This window comes from Roseiterribacter gracilis, from assembly GCA_018332375.1.
GTDB lineage: Bacteria > Pseudomonadota > Alphaproteobacteria > BOG-932 > Roseiterribacteraceae > Roseiterribacter > Roseiterribacter gracilis.
The window spans coordinates 2,654,485-2,678,396 of record BOPV01000001.1; the positions used below are offsets into that span (position 1 = coordinate 2,654,485).

Genomic DNA, 23,912 nt, shown 5'->3' on the forward strand with positions numbered 1-23,912 from the left:
CCCAAGGAGCTTCGCATGATTGTTCTGCGTGTCGCGTTCCTTTCGTTGCTGGTCGTGTCGACCGCCCATGCGGCGCCGGAAGCGCGCCTGCCCGATTATGTCCGGCCGCTCGACTACAAGATCGAGATCGCGCCCGACGCGGCCGCACCGACCTTCGCAGGCAAGGTCGAGCTGCAGTTCGAAACCACCAAGCCGATCACGACGCTGACCTTGAACGCGATCGACCTGACCTTCGACACCGCAGAGATCGACGGCGTTGCAGCCACGGTCGCGATCGACCCCGAAGCTGCGACCGCAACCTTTACGCCGCTGGGTCCAATCACGCTGGGCAAGCACATCGCGAAATTCGCCTATCGCGGCAAGATTTCGACCAACGCCTACGGTTTGTTCTCGTCGACCGCGCTGTCCGCTGACGGCGGCAAGAAGCGGCTGCTGGCGACGCAATTCGAGTCGTCGGGCGCGCGGCGCATGTTCCCCAGCTTTGACGAGCCCGGCTTCAAGTCGGTGTTCAATCTCACCGCGATCGTGCCGCAAGACGAAGTCGCGATCAGCAATATGCCGATCGAAGCCAGCGCGCCCGAAGACGGGCGCAAGCGCGTCACCTTTGCGCGCACGCCGGTGATGTCGAGCTATCTATTGTTCCTTGCGGTCGGCGATTACGAATCGATCGAAGGCCAGGCCGGCAACACCAAGGTCGCTGTCTGGACGCCGCGCGGCGCGATCCATCGCGCGCACTACGCGCTGGATGCGACGATCGAAGTGCTGACCTGGTTCAGCGACTATTTTGCGATGCCCTATCCACTGCCGAAACTCGACATGGTGGCAACGCCGACCGCGCGCGGCGCGATGGAGAATTGGGGCGCGATCCGTTTTTCGGACGCCTATCTGCTGATCGATGACGGCGCTTCGCAGCAGCGCAAACAGCAAGTCTGGTCGGTGATCGCGCACGAAGTCGCGCATATGTGGTTCGGCGATCTGGTCACGATGCAATGGTGGGACGATCTGTGGCTGAACGAAGGGTTCGCCACCTGGGCGTCTGGCGCGGTTGCGAAGGCACTGCATCCGGAATGGAACGTCGAGGGCGCGCATGCACGGTCACGCGACCGCGTCATGCAGCAGGATTCGCGCAAGGCGACGCATCCGATCGTGCAGCACATCACGACCACCGCCGAAATCGGATCCGCCTTCGACGACATCACCTATCAGAAAGGCGCGGCGGTGATCCGCATGCTGGAAGGCTGGCTGACACCCGACACGTTCCGCGCCGGCATTCGCGCCTATATGAAACAACACGCCTACGGCAACACCGTCACCAGCGATTTGTGGGATGCTTTGGCAACCGCGTCGAAGCGTGACGTGCGCGCAGTCGCCGACAGTTTCACCCGTCAACCCGGCGTGCCGCTGGTGAGCGTCGATCGCTGCGCCGGTGCACGCGATGAACTTACGCTGAAACAGGAACGGTTCGCGGCGACGCCGACGACCAAGCTGGATCCGTTGGCGTGGGACGTTCCGGTGTCGGCGGTGACGATCGACGGCCGTGCGAACAGCGCGATCGCATTGGCCGAACCGATGCTGCGCGCCAAGCTGGCAGGCTGCACGCCGGCGCGCGTCAATCACGGCGGCACCGGCTGGTATCGAACCAGCTACACGCCGGCGCTGGCGCAGGCGATTGCCGATGCCTTCCCGCAAGCAGCCGCGGTCGATCGTGTCGTGCTGCTCGACGACAGCTGGGCGTTGGCGGTTGCGGGGCGCAGCAAAGTCGATCCGTGGCTGGAGCTGGTGACACGTCTCGGATCCGAGCGGGACGCGTCGGTGTGGGGCTCGGTTGCCGACGATCTGCTGGAACTCGACGCCGTCGCGCGCGGCATGCCCGAACGCGCCAAGCTGCGCGCCTGGGCGATCGCGCAACTGCGCCCGGGTCTGACGCAAGTTGGATGGGATGCGCGCGCGAACGAACCGCCGCGCGATACGCTGACGCGCGAGACGTTGCTGGCTGCCTTGTCGCGGCTGGGCGATCCCGCGATGCGCGCCGAAGCGCGCAAGCGCTATGACGCGGCCGGCGGCGATCCGGCCAAGCTCGGTTCGCTTGCGACCGTCACGCTCGATGCGGTTGCGCGCGGCGCCGATGCCGCGACGTTCGATCGCTTGTTCGCCAGCGCGCGCAGCGCGCCGAGTTTCCTCGACGCGCAGCTTGTGTTCGACGCGCTGGGCACAGTCGAAGATCCGGCGCTGGTGAAAAAGCTTCTCGATGCGACATTGACCGACGCGGTGCCGATGGGGCTGCGCCGTCGCATCATCGGCCGCATCGCCGAGCAGGGCGATCACACCGCCTTGGCCTGGGACTTCAGCAACGCAAATACCGACAACGCGGCGCTGGGCGTCGACACGCGCCGCCGGTGGGCGTGGGCGCCCGGCATCGCACGGCGTTTCATCGAACGCGACCGCGCCGATGCGTTACGCGATTTCGCAAAGAAAAACGCCAAGCGCGACGAGCAGCCCGAATTCGAACGCGCCGCAGAAGAAATCGAGCTGCGAGCGGACCGGCGTACACGGCTGATTCCGGCCGTGGCGAGCTGGATCGAAACCCACACCAAGAGCTGACAACGGTTCCAGCGGCGGCGCTGTGCGAGTAGCGTCGCCGCATGATGCAATCACCTGCCGACAACGTGGTGCCGGGCCGCGTTACGCTACGGACGCTGACCTCGATGCGCTGGCTGGTCGTTGCCGGCCAGCTCGTCGCCGTTCTCGTCGTGCATTTTGCGTTCGGCTTCGACCTGATGCTGCCGCCGACGCTGCTGCTCATCGCGGCCTCGGTCGCGGTCAATATTCACGCGACGATGCGGCCCCAGCGACGCACGCTGTCGGAACGTTCGACCGCGCTGTATCTCGCCTACGACACGCTGCAGCTGGCGGGGCTGCTCTATTTCACTGGCGGCATCGAAAATCCGTTCGCGGTGCTGTTGCTGGGTCCGATGACGGTTGCGGCCGGCGTGCTTGGGCGCGGCCATGTCACGGTGTTGGCGCTGCTCGGCATGTTGTGCCTCGGCGTGCTGACGATCGTGCATCTGCAGCTGCCTTGGGCCGGCGATCCGATGCCGGACTTTCCGCCGCTCTATCGCACCGGCGTCTGGGCGGCGCTGTGGCTCGCGGCTGGATTCATCGCGATCTACAATTTTTCGGTCGCCGACGAGGCGCGCCGGATCTCGGACGCGCTGGTCGAAACCCAGATGGCGCTGGGCCGCGAACAGCGGATCTCCTCCCTGGGCGCGTTGGCGGCTGCGGCCGCCCATGAACTCGGCACTCCGCTGGCCACGATCGCGGTCGTGGCCAAGGAGCTGCGCAAGGAGATGCCGGCCGACAGCCCCTATCTCGGGGACGTCGAGCTGCTGCTGAGCCAAAGCGACCGGTGCCGGGAAATTCTGGCCGAATTGGCCCGCCGGCCCGAAAGCGCTGGCGGCGACCCGTTCGAATCCATGGGCGTCCCGGCCCTGCTCGAAGCCATCGCCGGCCCCTACCGGACCCGGCGGATTGCCTACCAAGTCGAGGCGTTCGGGCCGATGCCGGTGATGAAACGCGCCCCCGAACTGGTCCATGGGCTGGGGAATATCATCCAGAACGCCATGTCCTTTGCGCGTAGCCGCGTTGTGGTTACGGCCCAGAGCAACGAGGACGGCTTGAAGATTCGGGTCCGCGATGATGGGCCTGGATTCCCGCCAGGGCTTCTCTCACGGCTTGGGGAGCCCTATCTATCGCAGCGCCAGGACACCGATGAGCATCTCGGCCTTGGCATCTTCATTGCCCAGACCCTCCTTGAACGGACCGGGGCCACGCTGACCTTCGAGAACGACAAGGGTGGCGGCGCCGCGGTGACGATCTTCTGGCGCAACGACCGTATGAAGCCGCTGACGAGTTAGATCGACCGAACCCATGGAAACAACGAACCATCCGCGCGCCGACGCGCCCCGCACTCTTCTGCTGGTCGATGACGACGAGCCTTTCCGCGAACGCCTTGCGCGCGCGATGGAGAAGCGCGGCTTCGACGTCACCACCGCCGGCAATCTGAACGACGCCCAGACCTTGGCGCGCGAAGTCCGCCCAACCTATGCGGTGCTGGATTTGCGCCTCGCCGACGGCAGCGGTCTCGATATCGTCGCGGTGCTGCGCGAGACGCGCCCCGATTGCCGCATCGTGATGCTGACCGCCTACGGCAACATCGCAACTGCGGTTGCCGCGGTGAAAGCCGGCGCGGTCGATTACCTGTCCAAGCCCGCCGACGCCGACGCCGTCGAAGCAGCGCTGATGCATATGGGTGGCGACAGCGCCTTGCCGCCGCCGCCGTCGGATCCGATGCCGGCCGATCGCGTGCGCTGGGAACACATTCAGCGCGTGTTCGAACAATGCGGCCGCAACGTCTCAGAAACGGCACGCCGTTTGAAAATGCATCGTCGTACGTTGCAGCGCATTCTGGCGAAGCACGCGCCGCGCGGCTAACGCGCGCGTAAGCACGAATTGAAGCGGCGCCCACGGGGCGCCGTTTTGATTCAAGCTGGGATCGTTGCGGATGCTGGAATGAACCCTTCCAGCCGTGCCCAATTCCAATCGTTCGTGACGGCGTCATCTTCGCACGCGTTCCACTAGGAGACGCTGCATGATCCGCCGTTTTCTTCTTGCCGCCTTTGCGGGCATCGCATTTGCCGGCGCCGCATCTGCCGACACGCGCTTGCACTATCGCACCGTCCAGATCGACGGCGTCGACCTCTTCTATCGCGAGGCTGGGCCCGCCGACGCACCCGTCGTGCTGCTGTTGCACGGGTTTCCGACCTCGTCGCAGATGTTTCGCAATCTGATCCCGGCTCTGGCGGATCGCTATCGCGTCATCGCGCCTGACTATCCGGGCTTTGGTTTCAGCGCAGCACCGGATCGCACGCGCTTCGCGTACACGTTCGATCACTATGCACAATTGCTCGACCAGTTCGTTCAGAAGGTCGGCGCCAAACGCTACGCGCTCTATGTCATGGATTACGGCGCACCGGTTGGGTTTCGCCTGGCCAGCGCGCATCCCGAACGCGTGACCGCGCTGATCGTACAAAACGGCAATGCGTACGAAGACGGGCTGCAGAAATTCTGGGATCCGATCCGTGCCTATTGGCAGACCGGCGGCACAGCAGAGCGCGACTCGTTGCGCACGGCCTTCAACATCGATGCAACGCGCTGGGCGTACGAGCACGCCGTTGCAGATACGAGCCTGATCGATCCTGACACGTACACGCTGGATCAGGCGCGGCTCGATCGCCCCGGCAACACGGAAATTCAGCTCGACCTGTTTTACGACTACCGAACCAACCCGGCGCAATATCCAGCCTGGCAGGCCTATTTCCGCACCTACCAGCCGCCGACCTTGATCGTCTGGGGCAAGCACGACGTCATCTTTCCGGCCGAAGGCGCCAAAGCCTATCTACGCGATCTCCCGAAGGCCGAGCTCGTGCTGCTCGACGCCTCGCACTTCGCGCTCGAAACCAATGGGCCGGAGATTGCTCTGCGCATGCGTGGCTTCCTCGCGAAGGTCCTGCGCAGCTGATCGCGCACAAATTAAAACGGCGCCCAGTGGGCGCCGTTTTTTATTTGTCCTGAACCGACGGGCTTACTGATAGCGACGCGCAACGTTGGCGGTCGCCGGGCGCGTGACTTCGTAGAGAACTTTGTCGACGAAACGGCCCTGGAACATCGTGATGCCAAGCTGACGGCCGACTTCGACCGCACGCTCGCTGTCGCAGTACTGGAGAATGACGCGCATCGCGCCGAAATCCTGCACCAGCTTGCGCAATCCTTCGATCATGCTGGGCTTGTCGGAGTTGCCCATTTCCGGGCTCCAGGCCAGCTTCACCAGGTCGAGACCCAGCTTTTCGCGATCGATGAACGGCAACGTCAAATGCGTCATGCCATCGAGGCAGATGCGGTAGCCGCGTTCGCGCACATATTCGCGCGCGAACATGTAGGCGCCCATGTCGCTGAAGATGTCGACCTTCTGCAGCTCGATCACCAGGCGTCCGCGAATGTTCGAGGAAACGTTCTGGTCGAACTTCAGGAATTCGGGCGACAGCAACGTCGAAACGTTCAAGTTGATCGAGAACGTCCGGTCCTTGATTTCGCTGTCGCGCGCCAGGTTGGCGAGCATGCGGCGATCGAGGATCTGGGTCAGATAGCGGAACAGCCACGGGCTCGACTGCACGTTGACGCGCGGCATCAGCGTGTTTTCGAGGTCGGTGATCGACACGAACACTTCGTGGAAGATCGGCGTCGGGATGCCGTCCTTGCCGAACGAGCAGATCGGCTGGTTGCGCACCAGGTTCGACACGTCGGCGCCGGTCAGCAGCTCTTCCAGCTTGGCCAGACCCTTGGGGTCCAGCGCGTCCTTCATCTGCGTGACTTCTTTGGTGAAGTCGGTGGGCAGGCGGGTGTCGGACAGCTGATGCAGGCGGCGGGCAACCGCCAGGAATTCGTAATAGTCGCGATCCAGCCGGTACCAGGTGCAGAACCCGGACTCGTCGTTGTCTTCGACAGCGAGCTGAACCAGCGGATCTTCGCTGAACAAATAGCGCAGCTTGATCACGGCTTCGTCGATCTGCTTCGCCGAGGCGCCGCGCGAGACGAAGACCAGGTCATGATTGCGCAGCTTGAACAGCTGGCCTTCATACTGGGAGACGATGTTCTCGAAGGTGGAACCCGCGATGCGCACGTGATGTTCGCGACGGTTCTGCTGTTGCAGACGCGACAGATGCACGTGAACGGCGATACGGCCCTCGCGGTGCCGCTCCAACCGCTCGAGATACTCAAGCAGGGCGTACTCTGGACCGCTGGAGCGACCCTTCGCCTGTTCAAACGGAGGCATGGCGCTTTATAGCGTGAGATGTAATGAACGAAAGATGAAACTGACCCAGGATTTGGCTAAGTGACCTACCTGCAGGGCGCTGATTTCGCTTCCCTGGCGAGTAGCCTCGACCAGGCGCGGCTGTTGGTCGTTGGCGACGCGATGCTGGACCGCTTCGTCGCCGGCACGGTCGAGCGGATTTCGCCCGAAGCGCCAATCCCGATTTTACGTGTCGAGCGCCGGGCCGAGATGCCGGGCGGCGCCGGAAATGTCGTGGCAAATCTCTTGGCCCTGGGGGCGCGGGTCGCCTTCGTGGCGGTGGTCGGCGACGATGAGGCCGGCCGCGTCCTGGCTGGATTTCCCGACGAGCGGCTGGAACGCGCGCTGGTGGTCGAACCCGGCCGGCCGACCACGGTCAAAACCCGCTTTGTCGCAGGAACGCAGCAACTCCTTCGCATCGACGAGGAAACCACCACGGCAATCTCCCCCGCCAGTGAGGACGCGGTTCTTCGTGCAGTGGAAAACAATCTCAAACAGGCCGGCGCGGTCATTCTGTCTGATTACGGCAAAGGCGTTCTGACGCCGCGCGTCTGCCAGGGGATCATCAAGCTGGCGCGGGCCGCGAAAGTGCCGGTGCTGGTCGACCCCAAAGGCGCCGACTACACGCGCTATGACGGCGCAACTGCGGTGACGCCGAACCGCCGCGAGCTGGAACAGGCCACGGGCCGCGTCGCGCGCCATGACGATGAAGTCGAAGCGGCTGCGCGCAGCTTGATCGCCAAACATCATTTCGACGCGCTGATTGCGACGCGCAGCGAACAAGGACTGTCGGTCGTGCGCGCCACCGACGCGCAGCATATCCCGGCGCGCGCGCGCGAGATCTTCGACGTGTCGGGCGCAGGCGACACGGTGATGGCGACCTTGGCCGCCGCGGTCGCAACCGGCGCCAGCCTCACCGACGCAGCCGCGCTCGCCAACGCGGCAGGCGGAGTCGCCGTCGCAAAACCAGGCACCGCAACCGTCAGCCGCGATGAGCTTGTGCATGCGCTGGAGTTGCACGACGAAACCAAATTCCTCGCGCGCGATGGCGCTGCCGGCCGGGTCGAAACCTGGCGCCGCCGCGGCTTGAAAGTCGCGTTCACCAACGGCTGTTTCGACATTCTGCATCCGGGCCACGTGCATCTGCTGCGGCAGGCGCGCGCGACCGCCGACAAGCTGATCGTCGGCCTCAACAGCGACGCATCGGTCAAACGGCTGAAGGGACCGGCGCGGCCGGTCAACGATGAACGTGCGCGCGCGCAAGTTCTGGCGAGCCTCGCCGACGTCGACGCGGTCGTCGTGTTCGAGGAAGACACGCCGCTGCAGCTGCTCGACGCGTTGCATCCCGACGTGCTGGTCAAAGGCGCCGATTACACGATCGAGCAAGTCGTCGGTGCCGATCTGGTGCAATCTTATGGCGGCAAAGTCGTGCTCGCCGAACTGGTTCCCGATCAGTCGACGACCAAGACGATCGCGCGCATGGCGAAAAAATGAAGTTCGATCCGGTCGCGTTGGACGCGGCCGCGCGTCCGGCGTGGCCTGCCTTGCGCAGCATCGACATTGACGGCTGGGACGTACGGCTTTCGGGTGGCTATACCGGCCGCGCCAATTCGACGACGACGACCGGCACCGGCGCGCTGCCGCTCGACGAACGAATTGCGCGCATCGAAGCCGCCTATGCGGACGGCGGCCAACCGCCAATCTTCCGCATGCCCGACTTCACCGATCCCGCGATCGGACACGCGCTCGACGCGCGCGGCTACGCGCCGCTGCACCGTCATTCGCTGGTGCTGGCCGCCAACGATCCCGCGCGCAACGACGAAGCGTCGGTGCGGATCACGCATGCACCCGACATGGCGTGGCTCGACACGCATGCTGCCGCCGACGGCGTGCCGCTCGAACAACGCGCGCTGCATGACGAGCTGTTTCGGCGTACGCCGTTGCCGCGCTTGTTCGCCGCGGCCTATGACGGCGCCGCCATCGTCTCGGTCGCGATGACGGTGCTGGTCGGCGATCTGGCGGTCGTACAAGGCGTCGGCACGCTTGCAACGGCACGGCGTCAGGGACATGGGCGCCGCGTGATGCGCGCGCTGTTGGCCGAAGCGTGGCGTCGTGAAGCGCGCCAGGTCGTGCTGCAAGTCAGCGCCACCAACGAAGCAGCGCAGCCAATGTATGACGCGCTCGGATTCGATCCGGTCTATCGCTATGCCTATCGCAAGCGCGGCTAGAGTCTGGCGTTCGCAGGCGCCGGTTTGATCCGGCACTTGCCGTTCTTGCGCGCCGGGCTGGTTGCGATCAGCGCGATCTATCTATTGCGCAGCTTGGCCTTGGCGCCGGCCGTGCTCGGCATCGCGCCATTCGACAGCAGCTTTTGGATCTGGAGTTCGTCGATCGTGCTGCTGTACGGCTTCAGCTACGCCGTCGGCACGCGCTTGGCCTGGCCTGCATTGTCGGCGCGCGGCAGCTGAAACTCGCTCCAGCCGCGATCACGCGCCGAATAGGCTTCGCCGTGAATGACGCCGTCGATTTCGCATAGCGCGCGGATACCGTTCCAAGCAATGCGCGCACTGCGCGTCACACCGCAGTCGCGTGCGATCGTGTGCAGGAAGGATCCGTCCGACAAAGTCAGCGAACCATCGGCATGAGTCAGCACCGCGTCGATTCCCGGTAAGGCCGCGTGCACCAGCAGCTGCGCTTCGCGATCGACGAAATAGGCCGTGCCCGACGCAATCACGACGGTGATCGGACCGACATCGTGCAAGGCAGCGTCGAGGCCGGTGTCGGTCGTGCCGCGCGCAAAACTTCCCACCCAGTTTCCGCCCGCGGCAACGAATCCGATCAGCAATGCTTCGCGCGTGCCGCTGGCACCGAACGGGATCGGCAGCGAACCGTCGGCCGCAGCCAGAATACGCGCGCGCTGGCTAGCCACGGATCATGGGATCTTCCAGCCGGTGCAGCCGTTGCGCGGCATGCATCGCGAATCCAAGCAGCAGGCTTTTGCGCCGCGCCGGTGCCAGTTTCGCTTCCAGGCTGGGCCGCACGATTTCGGCGGCGAAGGAATCGGCGATGATCAGGCCGACATCGTCGGGAATCAGCGCGTGCGGAAAATCGGGTTCGACCGCGAAATAGAACTCGTCGCACCATTCGCGATATTCCTGCCACTTGGCGTCGCAGCGAAAATCTTCGAGCCCGCTTTTGACTTCGACGATCGCAACGCGCCCAGCCGGGTCGATCGCAAAAATATCGGCGCGGCGTCCATTGGCGAGCCAGAATTCCGTCACGCTCGACCAACCCCAATCGGTCAGCGCGCGGCGCACGCCGCGGCACAGGCGGAGGGTGATTTCGGGACGGCCAATTTCTTGACCAGGAGCGGCGGCCTCGATCTGCATCGAGGCGATGAAACTAGACGCGGATCAAGCCTGCAAGTGGCGGCGCGTCGCTGCTGTCTTTGAACACCGCCGTATCGAGTTTTGCCGTCGGCAGCCGCAAATGATCGCGCAGCGCGCCTTTCAGCACCGCGCGCAGATCGGTGGTCGGGGCCAGATCGCGCGCCTGATAGAGTTTGTCGGCGGCGAGGCCCGGCCATTTTCCGGCAACACGTCCGCCCGCGACCGCACCGCCGGCGAGGAACGCCGCGCCCGCTGTACCGTGATCGGTGCCGCCGGTGCCGTTGACCGCGGCCGTGCGTCCGAATTCGGTCGCGACCGCAATCACTGTGTCTTGCCAGGCCGGCCCCAGTGACGTGCGCAACGCGACGAGACTGTCGGCGAGTGCGGTCGCAGCGCCCGCAAACCGCCCGCGCGCAGCACCCTGCCCCGCATGCGTGTCCCATCCGCCAAGTTCGAGCACGGCGATGCGCGGCCCATTCGCTTCGGCCAGCATCTTGCCCGCCGCCGTCGCCAACGTGACTGCAGCAGCGGGACGCGGTGCGCCGTTCGCAGGCGGCTTGCCCATCGTTTTCATGTCGTCGCCCAACGCCGACGACGCGCCGTCACTGGCTGCAATACCGTTGGCAAGCGCGGTCGAAAACAGCTTGTCGCCTTTGTAGATTTCGCGCACCAGGTCGAGGAAGCCAGGTTGCGCCGCAGGAATGTTCGATGGCGCCCAGGACGCGACTTGCACCGGGCCGCGCAACACCAGCGGCACTTGTTGTCCAACCGCGAGGCCGAGACGCCGCTCGCCCGCCCCCGGCAGCAACGACAAAGTTCGGTTGAGCCAGCCATCGCTGGCCGCGTGCGGTGCCTTGGTTCCGTTTTCGAGCAAATCCTGCGCGTCGAAATGCGAGCGATCGCGATACGACGTTGCAACCGCATGCACCGGCAGCAATGCACCTTCTTTGAACCAAGAATGAATTGGCGCCAGCGACGGATGCAGCGCAAAGAATCCGTCGAGATCGAGCGCGCCGTCGGCTTCGCCCGGCTTTGCGAGCGCAAGACTGCCGCGCAGCCGCGCATAGTCGTTGTCACCATAGGGCGCGACGGCAGCCAGCCCATCCATGCCACCGCGCAACAGCACGAAGACAAAGCGCCGGTCGGTGTCGGCCGCCGCCAGCGCCAGGCGCGACGTGCCTGCAGCGAGTGTGACGGCGGCAGCGCCGAGCAGCAGCGAACGGCGTGCGATCAGTATGTCGGTCATCGACGTTGAAACTCCGGGCTGGCAACGAGCAGCGCGATTGCTTCTGCGGCGCTGGGCGCATGTTCGATTTGAAAGCTGGTCGGCTTCGATGCGAGCGGCGCGATCGTATTCGCCAACAGCACGCCGGGCTCGGTCACGCGGGCTGCGCGCGTACCGAAGGCCAGCCCCCATTCGACGCGCAGCAGCGCGGCTTCGGGCCCGATCCAGCTCGACGATTCATCCGACCATCCGGCCGGCGACGGCGCGGTGAAGGGAAATTGGCCAAGCTGCTGCAGCGAGCCGGCGGCGCCGCGCAACACGTCGGGGCTTTCGGTTGCGCCGATGCCGCGCAGCGCGCTGATCACCAGCTCGTTCGGCGTTTTGACTTTGCTCAAGGGCGGGTCCCACGCCGCCGGCAAATCGATCAGCGCTTGCGCGACCGCGGCGAGATCGCCGTCGGTATCGCGAAAGACTTTCGCGACCGCCAGCACAGAAGATTGCGGCGGCGTGTCGGCGACGAAATGCCGAACCAGCTTTGTCGCGATGAAGTTCGCAGTCGCCGGATGCTGCGACAGGAACAGCAACGCTTCGAGCCCTTCGCGCTCGCCGCTTTCGCGGATGGTCGCGCCGAGCAGCTGCTTGTCGCCAGGCTCGTGCACATTGGGTACGAAACGGAACGCAGCTTTCTCGCCACCGGCGGCAAGCAACGGCCCCATTCGCGCGGCGCGCGGCGGTATTGTCCAGCCGGTCAGAATCTTTGCCAGCTCGCGCACGTCATTCTGCGTGTAGCCGCCATTGACGCCCAGCGTGTGCAGTTCGAGCAGTTCGCGCGCGAAATTCTCGTTCAGTCCGCGCTCGCGGCGAATGCCGGCGCGTGAATTCGGACCGACCGACGCCGCGTTGTCGAGATAGAGCAGCATGGCCGGATGGCGCGCGACTGCGAGCAGCATGTCGCGAAACTTGCCCAGCGCGTAGGGACGGATCGCTTCGTCTTCGAACGGCACGACCAGCCCCAGCACGACAGGGCGCTGGACCGAGACGGTGAAATGGTTCGACCAGAACTGCACCCAACGTTCGAGAAACGGCGTCTCGCTGGTGACTGCAGCCAAGGTTCGTTTGGCGGCTTCGTCGCGGAATTGTTCGCGCGTCTGGCCGCGCAGCATTTTGGCGACTTCGTCGGCACCTTTGCCGCGCGCCTCGTAATATTCATCGAGCCGCGTTGCACCATCGGCCGACGCGATGCGCATTGTTACAGGACGTAGCTGTTGTTTCAGCCAGCCGCGCGGATCGTTGCCGATCTTGGCGAGCTCGCCGGGGCGAGGTCCGAGTCCAAATCGCACCGCTGCGATGGTCGCGAGCTTGCTTGTCATAGGCAGCCAGGGTTCCTTTCTCCGCTGCCACGAATCAGAGCACCGGACTCCTGCGCATGCCTGTCGAACTGTCCACCGCACGCTGCAAGCTTCGGCAATGGACGGCGAGCGATCGCGCACCCTTTGCCGCGATGAATTCCGACCCGTCGGTGATGCGCTACTTTCCGGCGCTGCTGACGCGTGCGGAAAGCGATGCGTCGGCCGATCGTATGCAAAGCGTCATCGCCGAACGCGGCTGGGGCTTCTGGGCGCTGGAAATTCTGGGCGTCACCGAGTTTGCGGGCTTTGTCGGTCTTAACGAGCCAACTTGGAGCGCGCACTTCACGCCCTGCGTCGAAGTCGGCTGGCGTCTCGCCACCGAATTTCAGGGCCGCGGATATGCGACAGAAGCGGCGCGCGCGGCGATTACCTACGGCTTCGAAAATCTGTTCCTGACCGAGATCGTCGCGCTGACGATTCCCGCCAACACGCCGTCACGCCGTGTGATGGAAAAGCTCGGCATGATCCATGACGTGCACGGCGATTTCGATCATCCGCGCATCGATCCCGATCATCCGACCGCGCGCCACGTGCTTTACCGGCTGGGCCGCAACGCCTCGCTGGAGAAATAGAGCAGCGCGCAAACAGGTGCAGCGAAACCGATCCACGACGCCAGCGCCCAGCCGCCTTGCACATAGGCCCAGGCGCCGAGCGCTGATCCGATTGCGCCGCCGGCAAAGAACGTCGCCATGAACACGCCGTTGAGACGTCCACGCGCCGCGGGATTGATCGCGTAAATGGCGCGCTGGCTGAAAACCAGATTCGACACGAGACCGAAATCGAGCACGACGCCCGCAACCGTCAGCGCCGCTAACGACAAGGTCGAGCCTTCTGCGCCGACTTTGCTCAGCAGGAACGCGAGCGCGACCAGCACGATCGCAACCGGCGTCAGACGTTGGCTGAGACCTTTGTCGCCCCATCGTCCCGCCAGCGGTGCTGCGATCGCACCAGCCGCGCCGGTCAGCGCAAACAATGCGATGCCAGTTTGCGACAGACCAAAGGCCGGACTTGCCAGCAGCAACGGCGCGGCGGTCCAGAACACGCTGAACGCACCGAACAGGCAGGCGTGAATCAGCGCGCGGCGACGCAGGACCTTGGTCGTGACAACCAAGGTGATCATCGATCGCAGCAACGCGCCGTAGCGCAACGACGAGTCGGGCTGTCGTGGCGGCAGCGCACGCGCCAGCACCACCGTTTCGATCAGCATCACGATCGCCGAGACCACGAACACAGCGCGCCAGGAAAACAAGTCGGTCAGAAAACTCGACACCGGGCGGGCCAGCATGATGCCCAGCAACAGGCCGCTCATCACCTTGCCGACCATCCGCCCGCGCGTTGCGTCGCTGGCGAGATGCGCCGCGTACGGAACCAGCACCTGCACCGCGACCGAACCGAGTCCGATCAGCAACGCGGTGAACAGAAACACCGTCGCATCGGTCGCAAGCGCCGCACCGGTCAAGGCCAGCGCAGCGAGCAAGGTCAGCACCAGAACCAGCCGGCGATTTTCGATCAGATCGGCGAGCGGCACGACCAGCAGCAGGCCGAGCGCGTACCCGATCTGCGTCATCGTGACGACGATGCCGGCGCCATGCGCGGAAATACCCAATGACGCTGCAATCGGACCGACCAAAGGCTGCGCGTAATAAATATTCGCGACAATCACGCCGCAGGCACTGGCAAGCAGGAGTGTGATCCAGCTCGGGATTGCAGCGTGCGACGTATCGGCGGTGGTGCTGGTCATGGCGGCCAAGCAAGTGGCCTGGCGGCGAGTCGGGTCAACCGAACGGCGCGCGGTGCACACATGCAAAAAGGGCGGCTGCGCCTCAGCTTATGTAGAAAGCACCGTCAGCCGCTTGGCTCAGTGTGCCGACGAACGGGATATCCTTGAGTCGAACCAGCAGGTCGATATCGCCGCCCTGTACGAACAGATACGTGTCACCGACGGTGAAATCACCGGTGGAATACACAAATGCGTCACCCTTGTTCGGTGCAACAAGGTCAGCAATCGTCGATGCAAGGCTTCCTCCATTCAGATGCAAACCACCTGCATTTGAATTGAAGACACCCCGGACAACGCTCCAGGTGAAATTGTTAAACGTACCGGTCTGATCACCGACGATTGACAACTTGCCGCCGACCGGAAGCTCGCCGATCTGAATGCGATCGAAGCCGCTGGTCGCACCGGCGCGTGCCTTGGTGAAATCCGTGATGACGTCGAGCATGTTCAAGGTGGAGTCGGCGGAAAACGTCGCACCATTGTTGAAGTTGAACCGGAACAGATCGTCGCCGCCGCCGCCCGTCAGCATGTCGGCACCGGCGCCCGCGACGATCACGTCATTACCGCTTCCGCCGACAATCGTGTCGTTGCCAGCGCCGCCGAAAAGCGTGTTGCCGCCGCTTCCGCCGCGGATGGTCGCGCCCGGAAAGTAGCTGCGTAAGTCGAGCGTGCCAGTGCCGGTTGCTGCAGTCGCATCGACTTTCAGCCCCGGCGTCAGATTGCCAGCAAAGCCGCTGATGGCGAAATTCTGCGACCCGTGCACGGTGAGATTGGTCAAAAACGAATTGCCGGTAAAGTCGATGACGCTGCCGGCGCTGTTCGGTGCTCCATCAGCTTCGTAGTCGATCGTTTCGATTCCGTTGGCGTCGATCCAAACTTTGTTGGCGCCGTTTGCAGCAACCACGTTCAGCGCGTCGGCATGGCCGGCGGCGGTTGCATTCGCAACATTCAAGGTCAACTTCACCGGTGCAGATGCAGCCGTAACGACGATTTGCTCGACATTGTCGAGCGCAACTGTCGCATCACTCGTGATGTTTTTGACCAGCAGAATATCGATCCCACCGGCGCCTCTGATCGTCGAACCAGCGAGTGAGGCCATGTCGGCAGTGATCGTGTCGCCGCTGCTCGTACCATCGACCGTAGAGCCAGCCGTGCCGAGCTTGATCTGATTGTTGATCAGCAACAGCGCGCTGAAATCATTGCCGTTGATACCGTCATTTAGCAACGCAACCATTGTCGACAATGGAATGGCATTGAACTGCTGCAATGTTGTCGACGGCGACGCGATCGTGCTGACAGGAATTGTGTTGTCGAGTCCCGCCCACAGCAGAACGGCCTTGTCGAAATTAACCGACAAGTTGTTCAGCAGCTCAGGCGAATTGGCGAAATTCTGCAGCAACGCCGCGCGCGCGTCGACGTCCGATCGGCCGGCAGCGAGCAGCGAACTGTAAAAATCCACTTGCACCTTCTGCCCCACCGGATCCGGCGCGCGACCGAGAATGTTGGTGTAAAGCTTGGTGACGAAATTGCCGACGTCGAATGCGCTGCCGGTGAGAAAAGCAGCGTTGAACTCGGCCGAATTCACAAAGTTGCGGGCGAGCACTTCGGCGCTCTGCCCTGCGGCGAGCTGCACCTTGAAGCCGGCAAGGTCGGGCGTGCGTCCGAACGCGGCCTGGTAAAGACGTTCGATCGCCAGCGCATTCGCGCCTTCTGTAGAATTCAGTAGATCGAGCACTGCCTGGTTCGACGTCGCGGCGCCCGAGTCAATCTTGCTGACCCAGCTGCTCAATTCCGTCGTGCTCGGCGCGCGACCGAACATATTCTGAAACAATTGCGAGACGAAATCGGCGGTCGCCATCGAATGCTTCCCTACATGCTTTGCGCGCGACGCAGTGTACGCATGCGGAGTTTGCATTCAATGCGTGATTACGGACTCGCGCTCAAAACGGAAGATATTTTCGAAACGACTGGTCGCGCAGAATCTCCCGCGCTGCGTTGCGTCCGGGCAGGCCAGTGACGCCGCCGCCGGGATGCGCACCGGCGCCGCAATGATAGAGACCGCCAATCGGCCCGCGATAGTCGCCATGTCCCAGCACCGGCCGCGCCGCCCAAAGCTGATCGAGCGACAGACGCCCGTGAAAAATGTCGCCGCCGATCAAACCAAAGTCGCGTTCGAGATCGCGCGGCGACAGGATCTGTCGCCCGACGACACTGGCGGCAAAGCCAGGCGCATGCCGGTCGACCGTCGCAAGCACGAGATCGGCGAATATCTCGCGCTGCGCGTCGGCAAAGTCGGGCGCGACATGCTGCACGAACAGGCTTGCGACGTGCTGTCCGGGTGGCGCCAGGGAATCGTCGAGCACGCTGGGGATCAACATTTCGACGATCGGTTCGCGCGACCAGCCTTGTTCGCGCGCATCGCGATAGGCGCGGTCCATATAGTCGAGCGACGGCGCGATGATGATGCCCGAACCAAGATGTGGCGCCGTTGGGTCGCGCGTCGGTCGCGCCGTGAAGGGCGGCAATTCGCTGAGCGCGACATTCATACGGAACGTGCCCGACCCGACGCGGAACTGTTCGATGCGGGTGCGAAATTCGGCCGGCAAGGCACCCGGCTCGAACATACGTTCGTAGAGAAGTTTGGGCCCGACATTGGCGGCGATGGTCTTGGCGCGCAATTCGCGCCCATCTTCGAGCATGACGCCGATGGCGCGATCGTTCTCAACCAGCACGCGTTTTACCGACGCGTTGGTTTCGATTTCGACGCCGACGGATTCACATGCGCGCGCCATCGCTTGCGTGATCGCGCCCATGCCCCCGATCGCGTGACCCCAGACACCGCGCACGCCGTCGACTTCGCCGAACACGTGATGCAGCAACACATAGGCTGAGCCCGGCGTATCCGGCGACGCGTAGTGACCAACGATCGAGTCAAAGCCGAACGCGGCCTGGATCACCGGCGTCTCGTACCAATCGTCGAGCCAGTCGCGCGCGCTGCGCGCGAACAGCGCCAGCAAATCGCGCTTGGCTTCCATCGGCGCGCGACCGAGTAGGCGTCCCAGACCTGCCAGGCCTGGCACGTCGCCGACGCCCGCGCCGCGCGGCGGCGTCCGCAGCAATGTTGCGCGCAACAAATCAGCCGCCGCATCGAGCCGCGCTTCGTAGCGTGGCAATTGCTCGGCATCGCGTTTGGAGAAGCGCGCAAACTCGGCCTGGGTGCGTGCGGTGCCGCCGCCAGTTTCGAGCCCGTCGCCATTCTCCATCGGCAGAAAGTTCGAAATCGGCCGCCGTTTGATCTGCAGACCGTGGCGATGCAAATCGAGATCCGCGATCACGATCGGATGCAGCAAACCCACCGTGTAGCTGGCGACCGAGTTGCGAAAGCCGGGATGAAACTCTTGCGTGATCGCCGCGCCACCAACGAATGGACGGCGCTCGAGAATGCGGACCTTGCGGCCAGCGCGCGCGAGGTAAAACGCGCAGACAAGGCCGTTATGGCCACCGCCAATGATCAGCACATCCTGGCTGTCGGCTCGAATCATGTCCATGAATGTAGCCGTGGACCTCGCTGCAATGAAATTCGCCTGGCGGCCGCTGCAACAGACCGACCTCCCCCAGGTCGACGAGATTGCCGCGCGCGTGCACCCTGACCTGCCCGAAGATCCGTCAGTGCTGGCGGAAAAGCTGGCCCTGTATCCCAGCGGCTGTTTCGCGTTTGCGTGGGGCGAGAAACTGAACGGCTATCTGTTCAGCCATCCCTGGCGCGGCGTGCCCAAGCTGAACACCAAGCTGGTCGTGATCCCGGTCGATGCCGACGCCTATTACATTCACGATCTTGCGCTTCTGCCCGGCGCGCGCGGCATGCAGGCGGGCACGCAGATCGTGCAGCACTTGGCCACGACCAAGCACGCCGAAGGGTTTCCGCGCATGGCGCTGGTCGCGGTCTACAACTCGGTTCCGTTCTGGAAACGGCAAGGGTTTCAGCTGACCGATCGGATCATCACCGGCTATGGCGGCAAGGCGCACTATATGCTGCGCGAACTGATTTAATTGCCTGGATCCCCGGCTCGGGGGCCGGGACAAGCTTCGCGGGGATGAAAGCTACGCTTTCACCTTCAACGCCGTCAGCATTTTGGCGGTGATGCCCTGCCGCGAGGTCAGCATCTTCGCCCACGGATCTTCTTTTAGCTGCGCCAGGCGACGCGGCAAATTTTCGACCGTGAAGTGATTGGGTGGCAATCGTGGCGATAGCTCGTCCCAGAAGAGCGGCGTTGCAATCGGTGCACCGGGACGTGCGCGCGTCGAATAGGGCGCGACTGCCGTCGCCCCGCGATCGTTGCGGAAGAAATCGAGAAAGATTTTTCCGGTGCGCTTCGCCTTGGTCATGGTGACGACAAAGCCGGGGTCGTCTTTCGCCACCGCCGTCGCCACGGCGCGCGCGAATTCTTTGATCACTGGCCAAGGATGTTTGCGCTGGATCGGCACCACGACATGGAGGCCTTTGCCGCCAGTGGTTTTGACGAAGCTTTCCAAGCCAAGATCGTCCAACCGCGCGCGCAGCGCGACCGCGCCGTCGATGACGCGCTGATAGGGCAGATCCGGATCGGGATCGAAATCAAAGATCAAACGATCAGGCTTGTCGGGTGCATCGCCGCGCGCACCCCACGGGTGAATTTCCAGCGCGCCCATCTGCGCCAGGCCAAGCAAGCCCTGCACGTCGTCGATCATCAGATATTCGTCGGTACCACTCTTGTCCGGCACGGTGACCGACTTAACCCCCGGCGGCACGCCGCGCCCGACATGTTTCTGGTAGAAGCAGGGTTTGCCGCTGCCTTCGGGGCAGCGCACGATCGACAACGGCCGGCCTGCGATATGCGGCAACATGCGATCCGCCACCAACGCCAGATATTCGGCGAGACCTTCTTTGGTCAGGCCCGATTCCTCGTCGATGCGACGATCCGGATGTGTGATGCGCGCGCCAGCGATCATGAGCGCATCGCCCTTGCGTACGCCAATCGGCGCCGCTTTGGTCGATGCAGTTTTAGCGGGCGCGGCTTTCGCCTTGGTTTCTTTCGGCGCTTCCATCGTGACGCTTCGCGCCTCCTTGTCTTCGCGCAGCCCCTTGAAAGAAGCGTGCCGCAAAATCCGGTCGCGCGTCATCGTCAGATATTCGATCTCGGCCACTAGGTCGGGTTTCACGAAACGTGCGTCGCGCGAATCCGGTGGTTTGCGATCGAACGGATGTTTGTCAGTTTTCAACTTGTCCAGTCGCTTGCGCAGATCGGCGCCGCTGCTGCGCGTGAAGCCGGTGCCGACTTTGCCGACATAGACCAGCCTGTCGCCGTCATAGACGCCCAGCAGCAGACTGCCGACGCTTTGCGTGCGATCGCTGGGCGGCGTCCAGCCGCCAATGATGAATTCCTGCCGCTCGACACATTTGGATTTGACCCAGGAGTCGCCCCGGCCTGACCGATAGGGCGCATCGCGTCGTTTCGAGATCACGCCTTCCAGCGCAAGACGGCAGGCCTGGCTGTAAAACTCTTCGCCGGTCGCGGTGACATGGTCAGAAAAGCGGATCGGCCCGTCCGTGCGCGGCAGGATTTTGCGCAGCGCTTCTTTGCGCGCCTCGAGCGGCAGCTTGGTCAGATCCTGCCCGTCGAGATGCAGCAGGTCGAACGCGTAATAGAGCAGCTGCTCGCGCTTGCCCTCGCTGAGATAGGCTTGCAACGCGCCGAAATCGCTGACGCCCTGCTTGTCCAACACGACGATTTCGCCATCGATCAGCGCCGTCGTTGCAGGCAATTCGGTTGCAGGCTCGACAAGCCCGGCAAACCGTTCGCTCCAATCAAGCCCGCGCCGGGTCAGAAATTGCACCCGACCGCGATCGAAGCGCAGCTGCGTGCGATATCCGTCGAACTTGATTTCGTGCAGCCAGTCATCGCCCTTCGGCGGTGCCTTGACGCGCGTCGCAAGCTGCACCGGAACGAAGTCGGGCAGCTTCGCCGCTTTGGCGCCTGCGATCTTCCTGGGTTTGACCGCGGGCTGTTCCGGTTCGCGCGCGCGATTGGATTGCCAGACGCGATCGACGTCGCTCGCGATCTGCTCCATCGCGCGGTCGCTGGCAACGCTGGTCGTAAACGTATCGGTGACGGCGTCGCCACCTTCGCGCTCCAACCCGTCGCGCTCTTTGATCAGCAGCCAGTTTGGCTTTTTCTCGCGCGCCGCACGGCCGCCCATGCGCACCAATACGAAACGACCTTTCAGCCGCTCGCCGTCGAGATCGAATTTGAGATGGCCTTTGCGCAGCGACTCGTGCGGATCGCCGACCGGCGTCCAGGTCCCGCGATCCCACAACATGACGGTGCCGCCGCCATACTGGCCTTTCGGAATCGTACCTTCGAACGTGCCGTAATCGAGCGGATGGTCTTCGACCTCGACGGCAAGACGCTTGTCGTTGGGATCGAGACTTGGCCCCTTGGTAACGGCCCAGCTTTTCAAGACGCCGTCGAGCGCAATGCGGAAGTCGTAATGCAGCCGCGTCGCCGCGTGTTTCTGGATCAGAAAGGCGTTGTCGGGCAGGCCCTGCTTGGTCTGCTTGCCCGAGGGTTCGGCAGTTTTGTCGAAGTCGCGCATCGCTTGATAGGTCGCGAGCGACGCTTTCTTGGAGGCGCGCTTCTTCGCAACCTTGGACGCAGGCGCGCTCTTCTTTCTGGTGCGCAAACCAACCGCCATCACCGTCTCCGAATCACGAACCAAATCTGGACAACAAACATGTCACACCGAAGTTCCAGCGACCCTTTTCTCGTTTCGGACGTTGTAGATGCGGGGAGGCCGTCATGGACCGGCTGTACGACGCAGTTGCAACAATCGTCCCGTCGATCCGACGATATGCGCGCTTGCTGGTTGGATCGGCCGCAACCGCCGATGCCTATGCGCAGACTTGCCTCGAACGGCTCGCACTGACGCGCCCGCTGAGCCTTGTCGATTTACGCCGCCACGTGTTTCACACGCTGCATTGCAGCGTGTGCGACGACGAGATCGCGCTCGACACGGTTGGCACCGATGCCAGCAAACCGCTCGAACGCAGTTTTTTGGCCCTACCCGTCCCGCAGCGCGCCGCGGTGCTGCTGCATGACGTCGAACGATTCACCTTGGCCGAGACCGCGCTGATTCTGCGCCGCAGCGTCGAATCGGTGCGCCAGGATCTCGAGACTGGTCGAGCCGTGATGCGCACCGATCTGCGCGCGGTCTTTATTATCGAAGACGATTGGATGATCGCCGAACAGATCAGTCTGATCGCGGCCGAGATCGGGCTGCGCGTGTGCGGCACGGCGTCGGATCGCAACGAAGCCTTGGCCGGCGTGGCGCTGTACCGGCCGAGCCTGGTTCTGTCGGACGTCGATCTTGGCGGCGGCCGGGTCGGCGGTCTGGCGCTGTCGGACGAGATCCAGCAACGGTTCGACGTGCCCGTGATTTTCGTCACCGGCTATCCCGAACGCGTGCAGGTCCACGCCAAGGGCGCGGTCGTCGTCACCAAACCGATCGACGCGCAAGAATTCTCGCGCGCAGTCGAGTTGGTTCTGCCGTTCTAGCTTCCGAGCCAAACGCCGAAAGGCGGCAGGCGCACGTGATCGCCGTCGACGACGCCGGTGATGCCAGGCGCATCGAGTTGCTTGGCATCGCCGATCGGAAACGACGCTTCTTCGATCGACAGATTGAACACACACAGCACGCGCTGACCGTCTTGTTCGCGCGTATAGGCGAGCACCGTGTCGGGCGCCTCTTCGAGCGTGATCGAACCGGTGCACAGCGCCGGCATGGTACGGCGCCAGGCGAGAAATTTCTGCCACGCATGCAGATGCGACGCTGGATCAGCGCGTTGGCGGTCGACCGCAAGTGCGCGATGGCTGGGTGGAATCGGCAGCCACGGATCCGCGCCTGCGCCGAACCCGGCACGCATCGCATGTTCGGCCCAAGGCATCGGCGTGCGCGCGCCGTCACGTCCAGCAAAGGCCGGCCAGAACGCCAGACCATATGGGTCGCGCATCTGCTCGACCGGCACGTCGTAATGGGGCAAACCCAACTCTTCGCCCTGATACATGCAGACCGAGCCGCGCAAGGTCAGCAGCAAAGCCAGCAACAGGCGCACGAATTGATGCTGGTGCGCCTGCGCGCCATCGGGCAGCCAGCGCGACACAGCGCGATCGACGTCATGATTGGAAAAAGCGAGACACAACCAACCTGAATGAAGATCGGCTTGCGCGTCTTCGATCGCGTCGACGAAGGCAGCTTTGTCGAAGCGGCGCTTCATCGTTGCCAGCGTGTAGGCCATGTGCAGCCGCGTTCCGCCGGCGCCGGTATAATTTTCGATCCGTGCCAGCGCGCCGTCTTGGCTCGAGACTTCGCCCAACGTCGCGACACCGGGAAACTGATCGGTGAAATCGCGCAGCCGCTCGATCAACGCGCCCGTGTCGGGCTGCACCATGTCGTAGAGATGCGCCTGCAACCCGAACGGCTTGGACGGAATCTTTCCGTCCGGCGACGGGCGTGCTGGATTCGAGCGTAGTTGCGCGTCGTGCAGCATGAAGTCGACTGCGTCGAACCGAAATCCATCGACGCCGCGTTCGATCCAGATCCGCGCACTGTCGAGCAGCGCCGCCAGCACCTCGTCGTTGCGCAGATTGAGCTGCGGCTGACACGACAAAAAATGGTGCAGGTAATATTGGCAGCGGCGCGGGTCCCAACTCCACGCACCGCCGCCGAACACGGACAGCCAATTGTTGGGCGCAGTTCCGTCGGGCGCAGGATCGGCCCACACGAACCAATCGGCTTTGGCGTTGTCGCGACTCTGCCGGCTTTCCTGAAACCAGGGATGCTCGTCGGACGTATGCGACCAGACCTGGTCGATCATCACCTTCAAGCCGCGCGCATGCGCTTCGCGCGTGACGCGTTCGAAATCATCCAGCGTGCCGAAGATCGGATCGACGCCGAGATAATCCGACACGTCGTAGCCGAAATCTTTCATCGGCGACGGGAAGAAGGGCGAGATCCAGATCGCGTCGACGCCGAGCCACGCAAGGTGATCGAGCTTTTCGACGATACCCGCGAGATCGCCAATCCCGTCGCCATTGGCGTCGCGGAAACTACGCGGATAAATCTGGTAGAGGACGGCGCCGCGCCACCAGTCGGATACAGAACGGGACAT

General features: G+C 63.5%; 20 protein-coding genes. 10 read left to right on the forward strand and 10 right to left on the reverse strand.

What is annotated here, in order from left to right; translation table 11 throughout:
* Positions 1-15: 15 nt before the first annotated feature.
* The 4 genes from TMPK1_RS13135 (at position 16) to TMPK1_RS13150 (ending at position 5,578) form a co-directional block, all read left to right on the forward strand.
* The gene (locus TMPK1_RS13135) at positions 16-2,601 is read left to right on the forward strand and encodes a M1 family metallopeptidase (protein WP_420243470.1); all 2,586 of its coding nucleotides are present in this window, start codon (positions 16-18) and stop codon (positions 2,599-2,601) included.
* 41 nt (positions 2,602-2,642) lie between these two features.
* Complete coding sequence (locus TMPK1_RS13140; RefSeq protein WP_420243471.1) at positions 2,643-3,914, forward strand: ActS/PrrB/RegB family redox-sensitive histidine kinase; 1,272 nt, start codon at positions 2,643-2,645, stop codon at positions 3,912-3,914.
* A gap of 13 nt (positions 3,915-3,927) precedes the next feature.
* Positions 3,928-4,491, forward strand: a complete 564-nt coding sequence (locus tag TMPK1_RS13145) for an ActR/PrrA/RegA family redox response regulator transcription factor (RefSeq protein ID WP_420243472.1) — start codon at positions 3,928-3,930, stop codon at positions 4,489-4,491.
* A gap of 157 nt (positions 4,492-4,648) precedes the next feature.
* Positions 4,649-5,578 (forward strand): alpha/beta fold hydrolase, encoded by a 930-nt coding sequence (locus TMPK1_RS13150; RefSeq protein ID WP_420243473.1) that lies wholly within the window; start codon positions 4,649-4,651, stop codon positions 5,576-5,578.
* Between the two features lie 63 nt (positions 5,579-5,641).
* Here TMPK1_RS13150 and TMPK1_RS13155 read toward each other — a convergent pair whose 3' ends face one another.
* Positions 5,642-6,889 carry an EAL domain-containing protein gene (locus TMPK1_RS13155; RefSeq protein WP_420243474.1) on the reverse strand — a complete coding sequence of 416 codons (1,248 nt, stop codon included), beginning with the start codon at positions 6,887-6,889 and terminating at the stop codon, positions 5,642-5,644.
* Between the two features lie 69 nt (positions 6,890-6,958).
* Between TMPK1_RS13155 and rfaE1 the strand changes: the two genes are divergently transcribed.
* Genes rfaE1 through TMPK1_RS13170 form a run of 3 tightly spaced genes read left to right on the forward strand, consistent with a single transcriptional unit; the run spans position 6,959 to position 9,375 of the window.
* Entirely contained in the window at positions 6,959-8,401 is a 1,443-nt protein-coding gene (rfaE1, locus tag TMPK1_RS13160; protein ID WP_420245666.1) for a D-glycero-beta-D-manno-heptose-7-phosphate kinase, read from the forward strand.
* A complete protein-coding gene (locus tag TMPK1_RS13165) occupies positions 8,398-9,135 on the forward strand; it encodes a GNAT family N-acetyltransferase (protein ID WP_420243475.1) in 738 nt (245 codons plus the stop codon). The genes rfaE1 and TMPK1_RS13165 overlap by 4 nt, the downstream gene beginning before the upstream one ends.
* Positions 9,136-9,171: 36 nt before the next feature.
* Complete coding sequence (locus tag TMPK1_RS13170) at positions 9,172-9,375, forward strand: hypothetical protein (protein ID WP_420243476.1); 204 nt, start codon at positions 9,172-9,174, stop codon at positions 9,373-9,375.
* Here the strand turns inward: TMPK1_RS13170 and TMPK1_RS13175 are convergent.
* Genes TMPK1_RS13175 through TMPK1_RS13190 form a run of 4 tightly spaced genes read right to left on the reverse strand, consistent with a single transcriptional unit; the run spans position 9,321 to position 12,891 of the window.
* The gene (locus TMPK1_RS13175) at positions 9,321-9,836 is read right to left on the reverse strand and encodes a hypothetical protein (RefSeq protein WP_420243477.1); all 516 of its coding nucleotides are present in this window, start codon (positions 9,834-9,836) and stop codon (positions 9,321-9,323) included. The two genes, TMPK1_RS13170 and TMPK1_RS13175, sit on opposite strands and share 55 nt — an antisense overlap.
* Entirely contained in the window at positions 9,829-10,296 is a 468-nt protein-coding gene (locus TMPK1_RS13180; RefSeq protein ID WP_420243478.1) for an MmcB family DNA repair protein, read from the reverse strand. The genes TMPK1_RS13175 and TMPK1_RS13180 overlap by 8 nt, the downstream gene beginning before the upstream one ends.
* A gap of 13 nt (positions 10,297-10,309) precedes the next feature.
* Positions 10,310-11,542 carry a DUF1501 domain-containing protein gene (locus tag TMPK1_RS13185; RefSeq protein ID WP_420243479.1) on the reverse strand — a complete coding sequence of 411 codons (1,233 nt, stop codon included), beginning with the start codon at positions 11,540-11,542 and terminating at the stop codon, positions 10,310-10,312.
* Positions 11,539-12,891, reverse strand: a complete 1,353-nt coding sequence (locus tag TMPK1_RS13190; RefSeq protein WP_420243480.1) for a DUF1800 domain-containing protein — start codon at positions 12,889-12,891, stop codon at positions 11,539-11,541. The genes TMPK1_RS13185 and TMPK1_RS13190 overlap by 4 nt, the downstream gene beginning before the upstream one ends.
* A gap of 56 nt (positions 12,892-12,947) precedes the next feature.
* Between TMPK1_RS13190 and TMPK1_RS13195 the strand changes: the two genes are divergently transcribed.
* Positions 12,948-13,502: a GNAT family N-acetyltransferase gene (locus tag TMPK1_RS13195; protein WP_420243481.1), complete on the forward strand. Its 555-nt coding sequence runs from the start codon at positions 12,948-12,950 to the stop codon at positions 13,500-13,502.
* Here TMPK1_RS13195 and TMPK1_RS13200 read toward each other — a convergent pair.
* From TMPK1_RS13200 to TMPK1_RS13210, 3 genes are all read right to left on the reverse strand, one after another.
* On the reverse strand, positions 13,466-14,671 hold the full coding sequence (locus TMPK1_RS13200) for an MFS transporter (protein WP_420243482.1): 1,206 nt from the start codon (positions 14,669-14,671) through the stop codon (positions 13,466-13,468). The genes TMPK1_RS13195 and TMPK1_RS13200 overlap by 37 nt on opposite strands.
* Positions 14,672-14,753: 82 nt before the next feature.
* Positions 14,754-16,565 (reverse strand): DUF4214 domain-containing protein, encoded by a 1,812-nt coding sequence (locus TMPK1_RS13205; protein WP_420243483.1) that lies wholly within the window; start codon positions 16,563-16,565, stop codon positions 14,754-14,756.
* A gap of 82 nt (positions 16,566-16,647) precedes the next feature.
* Positions 16,648-18,255, reverse strand: coding sequence for a phytoene desaturase family protein (locus TMPK1_RS13210; RefSeq protein WP_420243484.1), 1,608 nt, complete (start codon positions 18,253-18,255; stop codon positions 16,648-16,650).
* Between the two features lie 25 nt (positions 18,256-18,280).
* Between TMPK1_RS13210 and TMPK1_RS13215 the strand changes: the two genes are divergently transcribed.
* The gene (locus TMPK1_RS13215) at positions 18,281-18,757 is read left to right on the forward strand and encodes a GNAT family N-acetyltransferase (RefSeq protein ID WP_420243485.1); all 477 of its coding nucleotides are present in this window, start codon (positions 18,281-18,283) and stop codon (positions 18,755-18,757) included.
* A 51-nt stretch (positions 18,758-18,808) separates the two neighbouring features.
* Here TMPK1_RS13215 and ligD read toward each other — a convergent pair whose 3' ends face one another.
* Positions 18,809-21,439, reverse strand: a complete 2,631-nt coding sequence (gene ligD, locus TMPK1_RS13220; RefSeq protein ID WP_420243486.1) for a DNA ligase D — start codon at positions 21,437-21,439, stop codon at positions 18,809-18,811.
* A gap of 104 nt (positions 21,440-21,543) precedes the next feature.
* Between ligD and TMPK1_RS13225 the strand changes: the two genes are divergently transcribed.
* Complete coding sequence (locus tag TMPK1_RS13225; RefSeq protein ID WP_420243487.1) at positions 21,544-22,299, forward strand: response regulator; 756 nt, start codon at positions 21,544-21,546, stop codon at positions 22,297-22,299.
* Here TMPK1_RS13225 and TMPK1_RS13230 read toward each other — a convergent pair.
* Positions 22,296-23,912, reverse strand: a complete 1,617-nt coding sequence (locus TMPK1_RS13230) for an alpha-glucosidase (RefSeq protein ID WP_420243488.1) — start codon at positions 23,910-23,912, stop codon at positions 22,296-22,298. The two genes, TMPK1_RS13225 and TMPK1_RS13230, sit on opposite strands and share 4 nt — an antisense overlap.